The organism is Croceibacterium soli, from assembly GCF_009828065.1.
In the GTDB taxonomy this organism is placed as follows: Bacteria; Pseudomonadota; Alphaproteobacteria; order Sphingomonadales; family Sphingomonadaceae; genus Croceibacterium_B; species Croceibacterium_B soli.
Genome location: NZ_WTYK01000002.1, coordinates 228,024 through 241,086, shown reverse-complemented (window position 1 = coordinate 241,086; position 13,063 = coordinate 228,024). Strand labels below are relative to the sequence as shown.

13 protein-coding genes and 2 tRNA genes are annotated in these 13,063 nt (G+C 66.7%); 7 read left to right on the top strand and 8 right to left on the bottom strand.

Features of this window, described 5'->3' with window-relative positions:
* Positions 1-30: 30 nt before the first annotated feature.
* Entirely contained in the window at positions 31-1,263 is a 1,233-nt protein-coding gene (locus GRI75_RS04290) for an SAM-dependent methyltransferase (RefSeq protein WP_160745721.1), read from the top strand.
* Position 1,264: 1 nt separating this feature from the next.
* Here the strand turns inward: GRI75_RS04290 and GRI75_RS04285 are convergent, their stop codons facing one another.
* The 4 genes from GRI75_RS04285 to GRI75_RS04270 form a co-directional block, all read right to left on the bottom strand.
* Positions 1,265-1,603 carry a PilZ domain-containing protein gene (locus tag GRI75_RS04285; RefSeq protein WP_160745720.1) on the bottom strand — a complete coding sequence of 113 codons (339 nt, stop codon included), beginning with the start codon at positions 1,601-1,603 and terminating at the stop codon, positions 1,265-1,267.
* Between the two features lie 86 nt (positions 1,604-1,689).
* The gene (locus GRI75_RS04280; protein ID WP_160745719.1) at positions 1,690-2,412 is read right to left on the bottom strand and encodes an SDR family NAD(P)-dependent oxidoreductase; all 723 of its coding nucleotides are present in this window, start codon (positions 2,410-2,412) and stop codon (positions 1,690-1,692) included.
* Positions 2,413-2,414: 2 nt separating this feature from the next.
* A complete protein-coding gene (gene purF, locus GRI75_RS04275) occupies positions 2,415-3,887 on the bottom strand; it encodes an amidophosphoribosyltransferase (RefSeq protein ID WP_160745718.1) in 1,473 nt (490 codons plus the stop codon).
* Between the two features lie 148 nt (positions 3,888-4,035).
* Positions 4,036-4,112: transfer RNA gene (locus tag GRI75_RS04270), tRNA-Pro, on the bottom strand.
* A 112-nt stretch (positions 4,113-4,224) separates the two neighbouring features.
* On the opposite strand from GRI75_RS04270, the gene thyA reads away from it, so the two are divergent.
* The 5 genes from thyA (at position 4,225) to GRI75_RS04245 (ending at position 9,308) form a co-directional block, all read left to right on the top strand.
* On the top strand, positions 4,225-5,193 hold the full coding sequence (thyA, locus tag GRI75_RS04265) for a thymidylate synthase (RefSeq protein ID WP_160745717.1): 969 nt from the start codon (positions 4,225-4,227) through the stop codon (positions 5,191-5,193).
* A 100-nt stretch (positions 5,194-5,293) separates the two neighbouring features.
* Positions 5,294-6,574: a 3-methyl-2-oxobutanoate dehydrogenase (2-methylpropanoyl-transferring) subunit alpha gene (locus GRI75_RS04260; RefSeq protein WP_160745716.1), complete on the top strand. Its 1,281-nt coding sequence runs from the start codon at positions 5,294-5,296 to the stop codon at positions 6,572-6,574.
* The gene (locus tag GRI75_RS04255; RefSeq protein ID WP_202389589.1) at positions 6,562-7,623 is read left to right on the top strand and encodes an alpha-ketoacid dehydrogenase subunit beta; all 1,062 of its coding nucleotides are present in this window, start codon (positions 6,562-6,564) and stop codon (positions 7,621-7,623) included. Before GRI75_RS04260 ends, GRI75_RS04255 begins: the two co-directional genes overlap by 13 nt.
* Positions 7,624-7,627: 4 nt before the next feature.
* The gene (locus GRI75_RS04250) at positions 7,628-9,028 is read left to right on the top strand and encodes a dihydrolipoamide acetyltransferase family protein (protein WP_160745715.1); all 1,401 of its coding nucleotides are present in this window, start codon (positions 7,628-7,630) and stop codon (positions 9,026-9,028) included.
* Positions 9,029-9,231: 203 nt separating this feature from the next.
* Positions 9,232-9,308: transfer RNA gene (locus GRI75_RS04245), tRNA-Asp, on the top strand.
* 15 nt (positions 9,309-9,323) lie between these two features.
* Here the strand turns inward: GRI75_RS04245 and GRI75_RS04240 are convergent.
* The 4 genes from GRI75_RS04240 to GRI75_RS04225 all read right to left on the bottom strand — a co-directional run bounded on the left by GRI75_RS04240 (position 9,324) and on the right by GRI75_RS04225 (position 10,896).
* The gene (locus GRI75_RS04240) at positions 9,324-9,536 is read right to left on the bottom strand and encodes a DUF2842 domain-containing protein (protein ID WP_160745714.1); all 213 of its coding nucleotides are present in this window, start codon (positions 9,534-9,536) and stop codon (positions 9,324-9,326) included.
* Positions 9,536-10,126 carry a 5-formyltetrahydrofolate cyclo-ligase gene (locus GRI75_RS04235; RefSeq protein ID WP_160745713.1) on the bottom strand — a complete coding sequence of 197 codons (591 nt, stop codon included), beginning with the start codon at positions 10,124-10,126 and terminating at the stop codon, positions 9,536-9,538. Before GRI75_RS04235 ends, GRI75_RS04240 begins: the two co-directional genes overlap by 1 nt.
* A gap of 261 nt (positions 10,127-10,387) precedes the next feature.
* Positions 10,388-10,699 (bottom strand): cell division protein ZapA, encoded by a 312-nt coding sequence (zapA, locus tag GRI75_RS04230; RefSeq protein WP_160745712.1) that lies wholly within the window; start codon positions 10,697-10,699, stop codon positions 10,388-10,390.
* A complete protein-coding gene (locus tag GRI75_RS04225; protein ID WP_160745711.1) occupies positions 10,696-10,896 on the bottom strand; it encodes a hypothetical protein in 201 nt (66 codons plus the stop codon). Before GRI75_RS04225 ends, zapA begins: the two co-directional genes overlap by 4 nt.
* Before the next feature lie 191 nt (positions 10,897-11,087).
* Between GRI75_RS04225 and tkt the strand changes: the two genes are divergently transcribed.
* Positions 11,088-13,061: a transketolase gene (gene tkt, locus GRI75_RS04220; RefSeq protein WP_160745710.1), complete on the top strand. Its 1,974-nt coding sequence runs from the start codon at positions 11,088-11,090 to the stop codon at positions 13,059-13,061.
* Positions 13,062-13,063 lie beyond the last annotated feature (2 nt).

The window sequence follows — 13,063 nt, the reverse complement described above, 5'->3', positions numbered from 1 at the left end:
GAGGGGCCGTGCCTCGCGCATATTCGCACGATGAACAGGGAGGTTGCACGGGGCGGGGTGCTGCTCGAAGCCGGCCGGCGATTCGGCATGGCGCCGGGGATCGTGTCGCGGATGTTCGCGGGCGGCTTCCACAAGCTGGTCGATCGGATCGACGCTGGGCTGCGACAAGGATCCATCGTCGCCAGGCTGCCGGACGGTTCGACGCGCCTGCTCGGCGGACGGGCCGAAGGGTTCGCGGCAGAGATCGAGGTGCGCGAATGGCGCGCGCTGCTGCGGCTGACGACCGGCGGTTCGGTCGGCTGGTACCAGGCCTGGGAGGCGGGGGAGTGGACGAGCCCCGATCCGGTGCAGCTTTTCGCGCTGTTCATGGCGAACGGGGAAAGTCTGGGGGAGATCGGCCGGGCCAAGGGCGTGTTCCGGCTCGCGGCGCGCTTCGCGCACTGGCTCAACCGCAATACCCGCGCTGGGGCCGAGAAGAACATCCACCTGCACTACGATCTCGGCAACGACTTCTACGCCGCCTGGCTCGACCCGACGATGAGCTATTCGAGCGCGTACCGCGTCGGCGAGGATGGGCTGGAGGCGGCGCAGAAGCACAAGTGGGCGCGGCTGGCCGAGCGGCTCGGAACGCCGGAGACGCTGCTCGAGATCGGTTGCGGCTGGGGCGGGCTGAGCAATGCCTTCGCCGGGCAAGGCAGTGCCGTCACGGCGATCAGCCTGTCGGACGAGCAACTGGCCTGGTGCCGCGAGCGCCACCCCGGGATCGACTTCCGCAAGCAGGACTATCGCGACACCTCCGGCCAGTACGACGCGGTCGTCAGCGTGGAGATGGTCGAGGCGCTCGGCCGCGAATACTGGCCGACGTTCATGGACTGTCTGGCCCGTAACCTGAAGCCCGGCGGGCGCGCGGCGATCCAGTTCATCGCCATGCGCGAGGAGCTGTTCGAGGGGTACGCCCGCAACGCCGACTTCATCCAGGCTTACGTGTTCCCCGGCGGCCTGCTGATCAAGACCAGCGAGTTTCGCGCCCTGGCCGAAGCCCGGGGGCTCTCTTGGGAGGACCAGGAGGATTTCGCCATCGACTATGCCGAGACGCTCAAGGCCTGGCGCGAGAACTTCGACACCGCGGCGCGCGAAGGGCGCCTGCCCGCCGGGTTCGACCAGCGCTTCCGCAATCTCTGGCGGTTCTACCTGATGTACTGCGAAGGTGGCTTCCGCGGCGGCGGGATCACGGTAAGTCAGGCTACGCTGGTGAAAGCTTGACCTAGATCTCGCCGGCGCGATAGCGGGCGATCACATTGTCATGGACGATGGAGCTGAGCATGCTGGCGAAGGCGCAGCCGCAGAGGCTGTCTTCCCACCAGATCACTTCCGCCTGCAGCGCTTCGAGCCCCGGCAGCGTCAGCCAGCACACGGTGCCGACGTGCATGCGGCCGACGGACGTCGCCGAGAAGCCTGACAGCGAGAGATCGTTGACGATCGTCTGGAACGGGCGCCCGCCCGATTGGCGCAGTTGCGCGCGGATGGCCAGCCTGGTGCGCGGCGCGCTGCGGTCTTCCTGGGCTGCGATTTCGTAGCGGCCTACCACGTTGTGCAAGCTCATCCTGAGTCCCTCGCATCGCATCGTAATGATGCTTCCGTGCGCGAGAGGATGTGCCGATTTGCTTACCGGGAGCTTTGCAGGTGTGGTTAAGCGGTTGCTTCCACGCGAATGCGCTGGCCGGTCGGGAAGTCCTCAGCCACCAGCGCCAGGATGCGCTCGGCCACGGCTTCCGGCGGCTTGACCGTCTGCGGATCTTCGCCCGGATAGGCCCGCGCGCGCATTTGCGTGCGGGTCGCGCCGGGATCGACGATGGCGACGCGCACGCCGGAGATCTTCTCGACTTCCTGCGCGTAGGAGCCGAGCAGCGCGTCGAACGCTGCCTTGGTCGCGCCATAAGCGCCCCAATAGGCGCGCGGCTCAGCGCCGACGGAGCTGGTCAGGCCGATCACCCGGGCATCCTCAGCGCGCTTGAGCAGGGGATCGAAGTTGCTCAGCAGGGCCTGGGTCGCCAGCACGTTCAGGGTCAGCGCACGGTTGAAGAACTTCTGCTCGATCTGGGTGACCGGCGTCAGCGCCGGCAGGATCGCCGCGTTGATGACGAGGACGTCCAGCCTGTCCCACCGTTCGGCCACGGCGCCTGCCAGGCGGGCGATCGATTCGCCTTCGGTCAGGTCCATCGGCGCGATCGTCGCCGTGCCGCCTGCCTGGTGGATCTCTTCCTCGACCGCTTCGAGATCGCGCGCGGTGCGGGCGGTGAGCACGACATGCGCGCCAGCAGCGGCCAGCGCCTTGGCCGTTGCCGCGCCGATCCCACGGCTGGCGCCCGTCACGAGCGCGACTTTCCCTTCGAGCAGACGGCCGTCAGACATCCTCAGGCGACCTTGTTGGCAGAGAAGGAGAGCTGCGCGTCCGTCTGCCGCCGATCGACCAGGTCGGTCAGCGAAGTCGGATAGTCGCCGGTGAAGCAGGCGTCGCAATATTGCGGGCAGGCATCGTCGCGCCCGGCCATGCCGACCGCCCGGTAAAGACCGTCGATCGAGACGAACGAAAGGCTGTCGGCCTGGATGAATTCGCACATCGCGGCGACGTCCATCCGGCCGGCGAGGAGCTTGGAGCGCTCGGGGGTGTCCACACCATAGTAGCAGCCGTGCCCGGTGGGCGGGCTGGCGACGCGGAAGTGAACTTCCTTGGCCCCGGCATCGCGCATCATCTGCACGATCTTGAGGCTGGTGGTGCCGCGCACGATCGAATCGTCGATCAGCACGATGCGCTTGCCTTCGACCAGCGCGCGGTTGGCGTTGTGCTTGCGCTTCACGCCGGCGTTGCGCGCCCCGTCAGAGGGTTGGATGAACGTGCGGCCGACATAGTGTGAGCGGATGATGCCAAGCTCGAACGGAATGCCCGATTCCTGCGAGTAGCCGATCGCGGCGGGCACGCCGCTGTCCGGCACCGGCACGACCAGATCGGCCACGACCGGCGCTTCCTTGGCCAGCTCGACGCCGATCATCTTGCGCGACTGGTAGACCGAGCGATCGTTGAAGATCGAATCCGGCCGGCTGAAATAGACATGCTCGAAGATGCACGGGCGCGAGGGACGGTCGCCGAACGGGCGGTGGGACCGCAGCGTGCCGTCGAAATCGACCTCGATGAACTCGCCCGGTTCGACCTGGCGGACGAAGTCGGCGCCGACCACGTCGAGCGCCACGGTCTCGCTGGCGAAGACGGTCGCGTCGCCGAGCTTGCCCATGACCAGCGGACGGATACCCAGCGGATCACGGCAGGCGGCCATGCCGCGCGGCGTCATGACGATCAGCGAGTAAGCGCCTTCGACCATCCGCAGGGCATCGACGAGCTTGTCGAGCATCGTGGGATAGCGGCTGGTGGCGACGAGGTGGATGATGACTTCGGTGTCGCTGGTCGACTGGAAGATCGCGCCCTTGTTGACCAGTTCGGTCCGCAAGTGCCCGGCGTTCGAGATATTGCCGTTGTGCGCCACCGCAAAGCCGCCGCTGGCGAGATCGGCGTAGAGCGGCTGGACGTTGCGCAGGCCGGCGCCGCCGGTGGTGGAATAGCGGACATGGCCGGCAGCCATCGTGCCCGGCAGTTCGGAGATCGATTCGCCGCTGGAGAAGTTGTCGGCCACATGGCCGAGCCCGCGGCGGGTGTAGAACTCCGCGCCGTCGAAGCTGGTGATGCCGACGGCTTCCTGGCCGCGGTGCTGCAAGGCATGGAGGCCGAGCGCGCAGACCGCTGCCGCCTCGGACGCGCCGATCACGCCGAAAACGCCGCATTCTTCGCGCAGCTTATCGCCGTCCGCATCGAGAAAAGGATGGGTGAGGTTCATATGTCCTTGGGAGTCGCCGGGCGCGCGCTTCCAATGGCGATTGTCGCGCCCGATTACAAGATGGTTACAGTTGCAATCCGTGGATCGGGGCACATCGCGCGGCGGCCGGCTTCGTCGAAGCCAAGTGCCGCAGCGCTATGAAGAAAAATGGTCGGGGAGAGAGGATTCGAACCTCCGGCCCCTGCCTCCCGAAGACAGTGCTCTACCAGGCTGAGCTACTCCCCGACCGGCGCTCCCGGCCCAAGCGAATTGGGTTCCGGGGGCGAGGCAGAGGCGGCCCTATAGGCACGGGTGTGCGGGGTGGCAAGCGGGCATTTGCAGTGGTAGCGCAGAGGGCATGGCCAGTGCCGCATTCACGAGCGATTCTTCTCCTCAGCGCCCCCCTGAGCGTCATTGGGAATGGCAGTATATCGACCTGATGCGGCGCATCTGGAGTGAAGGGGACGAGCGGATCGACCGCACGGGAATCGGCACACGGTCGATCTTCGGCACCCAGCTGCGCTTCGATCTGGCTGAGGGCCGCGTGCCGCTGCTGACGACCAAGCGGGTCTACTGGAAGGCTGCCGCGCGGGAGATGCTGTGGTTCCTGACCGGCGAGACGAACATCCGCTCCCTGCTGCAGCAGGGCGTGACGATCTGGAGCGACTGGCCGCTGGCCAAGTACCGCAAGGCCACCGGCGATGAAATCGCGCAAGCGGAGTTCGAGCGGCGGATCGTGGAGGACGAAGCTTTCGCCGCCGCCTGGGGGGACCTCGGCCCGGTCTACGGCAAGCAATGGGTCGACTGGCCGACTTACGAGCCGGCGGGCGAGGGGCTCTACCGCTCAGGTCCCGGCATCAATCAGGTTGCGCAAGTGGTCGAAAGCCTGCGCAGCAACCCAGGCAGCCGGCGGCACATCATCGAAGGCTGGAACGTCGCCGAGCTCGACCGGATGGCGCTGCCGCCTTGCCACAAGACCTACCAGTTCCACATCGCCGGCGACCGCCTATCCTGCGTGCTTTATCAGCGCAGCTGTGACGTTGCGTTGGGCCTGCCGTTCAACCTGTTCGGCGCCGCGTTGCTCACCCGCATGACCGCGCAGCAGGCGGGCTACGAGCCGGGCGAGCTGGTCTGGATGGGCGGCGATACGCACCTTTATCTCAACCACGGCGAACTGATCGAAGCGCAGCTTGCGCGCGAGCCCGCAGGCGAACCGCGGCTGGCGATCGTGCGGAACCCGCCGACGATCTTCGACTACCGCTTCGAGGATTTCGAGGTCACCGGCTACGCCCCCCAGGGAGCGCTGAAGGCGCCGGTCGCCGTCTGACATGGCGTTCCAGACAGTCCGCATCACACGAGTTGACGACCGAGCGGTCGGCTAATAAAATGTCGCATACGTAGAATTTCCTTACAAAGGGGAGAGTCGCATGGCGAAGCAGGGCGAAGGGGGAGGGTACAACCGCCCGCGGCTCGCACTGCATGTGCCGGAGCCGAAGTTCCGCCCCGGCGACGCGGTCGATTTCTCGCACATCCCGGTGCCGCAGGCCGGCGCACAGATGCGGCCCGACGAAGCCTGCGCACCCAGCGATACCAATCCGCTCTGCACCGATCTCGTGCGCGTGCTGGGAGACGATCACCAGGCCCACGGTCCATGGGATCCGCGCCTCACGCCGGACAAGCTGCGCGGGATGCTGCGCCACATGGCGCTGACCCGCGCGTTCGACGAGCGGATGTACCGCGGCCAGCGGCAGGGCAAGACCAGCTTCTACATGAAGTGCACCGGGGAGGAGGCGACCAGTGTCGCCGCCGCGCACGCGCTGGCGTCGGACGACATGGTGTTCCCCAGCTACCGCCAGCAGGGCATCCTGATCGCGCGCGACTATCCGCTGCTCGAGATGATCAACCAGATCTACTCGAACCGTGGAGACAAGCTGAAGGGCCGCCAGCTGCCGATCATGTATTCGAGCCGGGCGCACAGCTTCTTCACCATCAGCGGCAACCTGGCGACCCAGGTTCCCCAGGCGGTCGGCTGGGCGATGGCCAGCGCGATCCGCCACGACAGCCGGATCGCCGCGACCTGGCTGGGGGAAGGCAGCACGGCCGAGGGGGACTTCCACTCCGGCATGACTTTCGCGGCGGTCTACAACGCGCCGGTCATCTTCAACGTGATCAACAACCAGTGGGCGATCTCGAGCTTCTCGGGCTTCGCCGGAGCCGAGCGGACGACATTCGCGGCGCGGGCGATCGGCTATGGCATCGCCGGGCTGCGGATCGACGGCAACGATCCGCTGGCGGTCTATGCCGCGACCCGCTGGGCGGCCGACCGTGCCCGGTCCAACAACGGGCCAACGCTGATCGAGCACTTCACTTACCGTGCCGAAGGCCATTCGACTTCGGACGACCCTTCCGCCTATCGCTCCGCGCAGGAGCGCGAGGAATGGCCGCTCGGCGATCCGATCATGCGCCTCAAGCAGCACCTCATCGCGCTGGGCGAATGGTCGGAGGAGCAGCAGCAGGAGATGGACCGCGCCCTGGCCGAGCAGGTCAAGGCGGCGACCAAGGAGGCCGAGAAGAACGGCATCCTCGGCCATGGCCTGCACCATCCGTTCCACACGATGTTCGAGGATGTTTTCGAGGAGTTGCCCTGGCACCTCGAGGAACAGGCCGAGCAGGCGATCCGCGAAAGGCAGATCAAATGGCCACAGTGAGCCGCGACGACGTCGTCAGCCTGGCCGACGCGCCGGCCCGGCCGATGAACATGATCGAAGCGATCAACGACGCGCTCGACATCATGCTCGAACGCGATCCCGATGTGATCGTGATGGGCGAGGACGTCGGCTACTTCGGCGGCGTGTTCCGCGCCACGGCGAGCCTGCAGGAGAAGTACGGCAAGACCCGCGTGTTCGACACGCCGATCAGCGAGAACGGCATCATCGGCGCCGCCGTGGGGATGGGCGCTTATGGCTTGAGGCCCGTGCCGGAGATTCAGTTCGCCGACTATATCTATCCGGGGCTCGACCAGCTCATCAGCGAAGCGGCCCGCCTGCGCTATCGCTCGGCCGGCGAGTTCATCGCCCCGATGACTGTGCGCAGCCCCTTCGGCGGCGGCATCTTCGGCGGACAGACCCACAGCCAGAGCCCGGAGGCGATCTTCACCCACGTGGCCGGGCTCAAGACTGTCGTGCCGAGCACGCCGCACGATGCGAAGGGCCTGCTGATCGCCGCGATCGAGGACAACGATCCGGTGATCTTCTTCGAGCCCAAGCGGATCTACAACGGCCCGTTCGACGGCTATTACGACAAGCCGACCAAGCCGTGGAAGGACCATCCCGACGCGCGGGTGCCGGAAGGGTATTACTCGATCCCTCTCGGCAAGGCGCGAACGGTGCGGGAAGGGCACGCAATGACGGTGCTGACTTACGGCACGATGGTCCATGTCGCCGAAGCGGTGTGCCGCGAGAAGGGCGTGGACGCGGAGATCCTCGACCTCCGGACGCTCCTGCCGCTCGACATCGAGGCTGTGGAAAACTCGGTGGAAAAGACCGGGCGTTGCCTGGTGATACACGAGGCGACGCGCACCTCCGGCTTCGGCGCCGAACTCGCCGCCCAGGTGCAGGAGCGCTGCTTCTATCACCTGGAAGCCCCGGTCGAGCGCGTGACCGGCTTCGACACGCCTTATCCGCACAGCCTGGAATGGGCGTACTTCCCCGGGCCGATCCGTATCGGCGAGGCCATCGACAAGCTGCTGGGAGCCTAACGCGATGAGCCGCTTCACCTTCAACCTGCCCGACATCGGCGAAGGCATCGCCGAAGCCGAGATCGTCGCCTGGCACGTCAAAGTTGGCGACATGGTCGAGGAAGACGACCGCCTGGCCGACATGATGACCGACAAGGCGACGGTCGAGATGGAAAGCCCGGTCGCGGGACGGATCGTCGAAGTCGCGGGCGAGGAGGGTGACGTGATCGCCATCGGCTCGCGCCTGGTGGTGATCGAGACCGACGGCGAGATCCCGATGGACCTCGTGGAGGAAGCGCCTGCCCCCAAGGCCGAGGCGGTCGAGGAGCGGATCGCGGCTGAGACGTCGACTGCGGAGGATGTGGAAGATACGCGCGAGCAGGCGGAGGCGGTGGACGAGCCTCGTCCGCAGGATTCCGCACCACCTCCAGAACCCGTTCGCCCTGAGCCTGTCGAAGGGCCGTCCTTTTCTTCGAGCGCGGCGCCAGAAGAGAAGAACGGGGCTTCGACAAGCTCAGCCCGAACGGGTGAGGGGAAGAGCGCCAGGCCTTCAGCCAAAGTCCTGGCCTCCCCCGCGGTGCGCAAGCGCGCCGACGAACTCGGCATCGATCTCGCCGAAGTCCGACCGGCCGAGGACGGCCGCATTCGCCATGCCGATCTCGATGCGTTCCTCGCCTATAGCGGCGCGAAGGGTTTCGCTCCGGCCGGCCGCCGGATGCGCGACGAGCAGATCAAGGTCATCGGGCTCCGCCGCCGGATCGCCGAGAACATGGCGGCGTCGAAGCGCAACATTCCGCACTTCTCCTATGTCGAGGAATGCGACGTCACCGATCTCGAGAGGCTGCGCGCCGATCTCAACGCGAACCGCGGCAGCAAGCCCAAGCTCACGCTGCTGCCGCTGCTGATCACCGCGATCTGCCGCGCGCTGCCGGCGTTCCCGATGATCAACGCGCGCTATGATGACGAGGCGAACGTGGTCACCCGCCACGGTTCGGTCCACCTCGGTATGGCGACGATGACCGATGGCGGGCTGATGGTGCCGGTAATCCGCGACGCCCAGACCCGGAACCTGTGGCAGCTCGCGGCGGAGATCCAGCGGCTGGCCGAAGCGGCGCGCGACGGCAGCGCCAGGTCGGACGAGCTTTCGGGCTCGACGCTGACGGTCACCTCGCTCGGGCCCTTGGGCGGCGTGGCGACGACTCCGGTCATCAACCGGCCCGAAGTGGCTATCATCGGCCCCAACCGCATCGTCGAGCGGCCGATGTTCGTGGCCGACGGAATGGGCGGGGAGCGGATCGAGAAGCGCAAGCTGATGAACGTGTCGATCAGCTGCGATCACCGCGTGGTCGATGGCTACGACGCGGCGGCTTTCGTGCAGCAGATGAAGAAGCTGATCGAAACGCCGGTGCTCCTGCTGGCCGATTGATTCGCGAGGGCGCCGCGCCGGAATCGCGGTTCTGCGCCGAGAACTGGCTGTTTGTGACCGCCCGAACCTGTGGAAATCCACTTCGCCCAGGCCCGGTATCCCTCTTCTGCCGCGCCTTGTGAAAAAGCCTCGCGCGGACCTGTTGACACCCCGGATCGCCTGCCTTAGTGGCGCGGCTTCCAAGCGGTGCGACACCGAAAAACGCGGGTGTAGCTCAGTTGGTTAGAGTGCCGGCCTGTCACGCCGGAGGTCGCGGGTTCGAGCCCCGTCACTCGCGCCACTTGGAACCTTTTGGTTAGCGCCAGCGGCCGGTTTCCATCCAGATCAGAAACCGCCGCAGCGGCAGCAGCCAGACCACGCCGAGCACCGGGTAGATCGCGGTCTGCGCCCAGACCGGCAGTTGCCCGATCCACTGCGAAGCCCAGGCGATCCCCAAAGCATAGGCGATCAGTCCCGCGAGCAGGGCCAGGATGCCCAGGGGAATGCGCAGGCTCGGCTCCTTGCGCATCAGAACGGCCCGAGCAGGCGCGTGGGCGTGACGATCGCGGTCAGCGGCATGTCGTGCGGCTCGATCGGCAATTCGGGCACTTCCTGCATGTCCCAGGCCAGGCCGATGCGGATCACGTCCGGATGGGCGCCGAGCCATTTGTCGTAGAAACCGCCGCCCTGGCCGAGCCGGTCGCCTTTCGCGGTGAAGGCCACCAGCGGCATGAACAGCACGTCGGGCACGACTTCGGGCGCATCTTCCGACCCCTGCATGAGCCCGAAGTAGCCCTTGGCGAGATCCGACTCCCCGTACGGATCGGTATGGACCCGGAATCGCATCGGCGTGTTGAGATCGACCAGCCAGGGCAGGGCGATGGTGTGGCCGCGCTCGAAGAAGAACTTGGCGTAAGACGATGCCGGGGCCTCGCCGGGATCGGCGCGGTAGAGGCCGATCACGGCGTCTTCCGGCACCATGTCGACAACTGCGGTAGGCGGGCGGTGGAACACCAGCGCGCTGACCTGCTTCGGCAGCGATGCGGCATGCTCCACGCGCGCCTTGCGCAGGCGGTTACGGATGGATTTCTTCTGCTGGATGATTTCGGGATCGGACATGCGCTTCACATGCCGTTCGCGTGGGTCGAAGTCGAGACAGTTGCGCCGATTGTCGAGACGTCGGCTCGACTTGTCGGCGAAGTGGCGGAACCACCATGGGTCGGAGCCGGGGAAATCCTCTGACGCCTAACGTCAGGTGGGCGCCGTATGCATCGGACCTCAGGACGAACCCGTGGACCGAACAGGGACAACTCCCATGGATTGCTTATAGCCTCAGGGATATTCTGTCGGCGCGTGCCGGGCAGTCCCGCCGATCCCTATTTAGGAGCTCGCGGGCCCGTTCTCAAGCCGCATCGCGAGAGATTCGAGCCGTTCGGCGAGAGCTTCCAACGGTTCGGCGATATCGGGGGCGGGTTCGGCGGTGGGCCGGGCCTGCTTCAGCTCGTGATTCTCGTCCGCCAGCAGGAGCGCGGCGAACAGCAGGACGCGGGCTTCCGACTGGTTGGTGACGTTCGGCATGCCGGCCAGCTTCTCGTCGATCGTGCGGCCGAGCATCGCGATGTGCTGTTCCTCCCCCGGAGCGCAGGCGACGGCGAACTTGCGCCCGGCGATCTCGAGAGTGACGTTGCTCATCGCTCCAGGCTTCCGATCAGCCGGTCGAGGTCCTGCAGCGCGGCGCCGGCTTCGCTGACCAGGGCCGCGTGCTTGCGCTGGAGATCGGCATCGGGGCTGGGCGTGGGCGCGCGAACGGGTTGCGCGGCTGCGCTCTCGATCCGGGCTGCCGCGGCCTCTATGCGGGACAGCGCCCGCGTGATGCGATCCCCCTCCATGACAGGCAGCTTACGCAAATGCGTGCGCCGCGGCAAAGCCTTGGCGCAGAAAGCTGTGAAAAGGTCTCCGCTGGCGACAAACCGCCGTCCGGGGGCTGCGCTTGACGGCGCGCGGACCGTCCGCGAGAGAGGCGGCGCGCCGAATCAAAGCCGTTTATCTCCACAACCGGCGCCCAGCAGGAGCTGTCCGAATGAGCCTCGATCCCGCCCGTCTCGCGCCTATGGCCAATGCCATCCGCGCCCTTTCGATGGATGCGGTGCAGGCGGCGAACAGCGGGCACCCCGGCATGCCGATGGGCATGGCCGACGTCGCCACCGTGCTGTGGTCCAAGTACCTGAAGTTCGACCCCACGGCGACCGACTGGGCCGACCGCGACCGCTTCGTGCTCAGCGCCGGCCACGGTTCGATGCTGATCTACTCGCTGCTCCACCTGTCGGGCTACGCGCATCCGACGATGGAGGAGATCGCCAACTTCCGCCAGCTCGGCAGCCCTTGCGCCGGCCACCCGGAGAACTTCCTGCTCGAAGGCGTCGAGGCGACTACCGGTCCGCTCGGCCAGGGCCTGGCGATGGCGGTCGGCATGGCTATCGCCGAACGGCACCTCAACGCGGAATTCGGCGACGATCTGGTCGATCACCGCACCTGGGTGATCGCCGGCGACGGCTGCCTGATGGAAGGCGTCAACCACGAGGCGATCGGCCTGGCCGGGCACCTCAAGCTCGGCCGTATGATCGTGCTGTGGGACGACAACAACATCACTATCGACGGCAGCACCGACCTTTCGACCAGCGAGGACATCCGCGCCCGCTACACCGCCACCGGCTGGCACGTCGTCAGCTGCAACGGCCATGATGCCGCCGATGTGTCGCGGGCGATCGACGAAGCGCTGGCCGATCCGCGCCCGTCGCTGGTCGCCTGCAAAACGGTGATCGGCAAAGGCGCGCCGAACAAGCAGGGCACCAGCGCGACGCACGGCGCCGCCCTGGGCGAGGCTGAAGTCGCCGCCGCGCGCGAGACGCTGGGCTGGACGTCTGCTCCGTTCGAGATTCCCGGCGAGATCCTGTCCGACTGGCGCGCCACTGGGGAGCGCGGCAAGGCGCTGCGCAGCGAGTGGGAAGGGCGGCTCAAGGGCAATGCTCGGGCCGATGAGTTCACCGCGCGCATGGCCGGCACGCTGCCGACCTCGCAGGACTGGACCGATTACAAGGCGCAGCTCGCCGCCGAAGGCCCGAAGATGGCCACCCGCAAGTCGAGCGAAGCGGCGCTGGGCGTGCTGACGCAGAACATTCCGGCGCTGATCGGCGGCTCCGCAGACCTCACCGGATCGAACAACACCAAGACCCCGAGCACGACGCCCCTGACGGCGGAAAGCTATGGCGGGCGCTACGTCTACTACGGTATCCGCGAGTTCGGCATGGGCGCGGCGATGAACGGGATGGCGCTGCACGGCGGCGTGATCCCTTACGGCGGCACCTTCCTGGTCTTCGCCGACTACTGCCGCCCGGCGATCCGCCTCTCGGCGCTGCAGGAAATCCGTGTGGTCTATGTCATGACCCATGACTCCATCGGCCTCGGCGAAGACGGTCCTACCCACCAGCCGATCGAGCATCTGCAGTCGCTGCGCGCGATCCCGAACCTGCTGGTCATGCGCCCGGCCGACGCGCTCGAAACCGCCGAATGCTGGGAACTGGCGCTGCAGCAGGCCGACCGGCCCTCTTTGCTTGCGCTGACCCGGCAGAACCTGCCGGCGGTGCGCGACGATGCTTCGGAGAACCTTTGCGCGAAGGGCGGCTATCGCCTGCGCGCGGCCAAGGCCGATCGCAAGGTCGTGCTGATCGCGACCGGATCGGAAGTCGAGCTGGCCTGCGATGTGGCCGAAGCGCTCGAAGGCAAGGGGATCGGCGCGGACGTCGTCTCCATGCCGTGCACCGAACTGTTCGACGAACAGCCGGAAAGCTATCGCGCGGACATCCTTCCGGCAGGCGCGTTGCGCGTCTCGATCGAGGCGGGAACGACTTTCGGGTGGGAACGCTACACGGGGCTGGAGGGCGTGCGGATCGGTCTCGACCGCTTCGGGGCATCGGCCCCGGCCGAGGACCTGTTCCCGCACTTCGGCTTCAGCGTCGATGCGATCGTTCCGAAAATCCTTGAGAAAATAGGCTAATA

Bases quoted from the DNA above. Each gene is read 5' to 3' on its own strand.
- GRI75_RS04290 (WP_160745721.1), top strand. From the start codon at position 31: ATGAACAGGGAGGTTGCACGGGGCGGGGTGCTGCTCGAAGCCGGCCGG.
- GRI75_RS04285 (WP_160745720.1), bottom strand. From the start codon at position 1,603: ATGAGCTTGCACAACGTGGTAGGCCGCTACGAAATCGCAGCCCAGGAA.
- GRI75_RS04280 (WP_160745719.1), bottom strand. From the start codon at position 2,412: ATGTCTGACGGCCGTCTGCTCGAAGGGAAAGTCGCGCTCGTGACGGGC.
- purF (WP_160745718.1), bottom strand. From the start codon at position 3,887: ATGAACCTCACCCATCCTTTTCTCGATGCGGACGGCGATAAGCTGCGC.
- thyA (WP_160745717.1), top strand. From the start codon at position 4,225: ATGGCCAGTGCCGCATTCACGAGCGATTCTTCTCCTCAGCGCCCCCCT.
- GRI75_RS04260 (WP_160745716.1), top strand. From the start codon at position 5,294: ATGGCGAAGCAGGGCGAAGGGGGAGGGTACAACCGCCCGCGGCTCGCA.
- GRI75_RS04255 (WP_202389589.1), top strand. From the start codon at position 6,562: ATGGCCACAGTGAGCCGCGACGACGTCGTCAGCCTGGCCGACGCGCCG.
- GRI75_RS04250 (WP_160745715.1), top strand. From the start codon at position 7,628: ATGAGCCGCTTCACCTTCAACCTGCCCGACATCGGCGAAGGCATCGCC.
- GRI75_RS04240 (WP_160745714.1), bottom strand. From the start codon at position 9,536: ATGCGCAAGGAGCCGAGCCTGCGCATTCCCCTGGGCATCCTGGCCCTG.
- GRI75_RS04235 (WP_160745713.1), bottom strand. From the start codon at position 10,126: ATGTCCGATCCCGAAATCATCCAGCAGAAGAAATCCATCCGTAACCGC.
- zapA (WP_160745712.1), bottom strand. From the start codon at position 10,699: ATGAGCAACGTCACTCTCGAGATCGCCGGGCGCAAGTTCGCCGTCGCC.
- GRI75_RS04225 (WP_160745711.1), bottom strand. From the start codon at position 10,896: ATGGAGGGGGATCGCATCACGCGGGCGCTGTCCCGCATAGAGGCCGCG.
- tkt (WP_160745710.1), top strand. From the start codon at position 11,088: ATGAGCCTCGATCCCGCCCGTCTCGCGCCTATGGCCAATGCCATCCGC.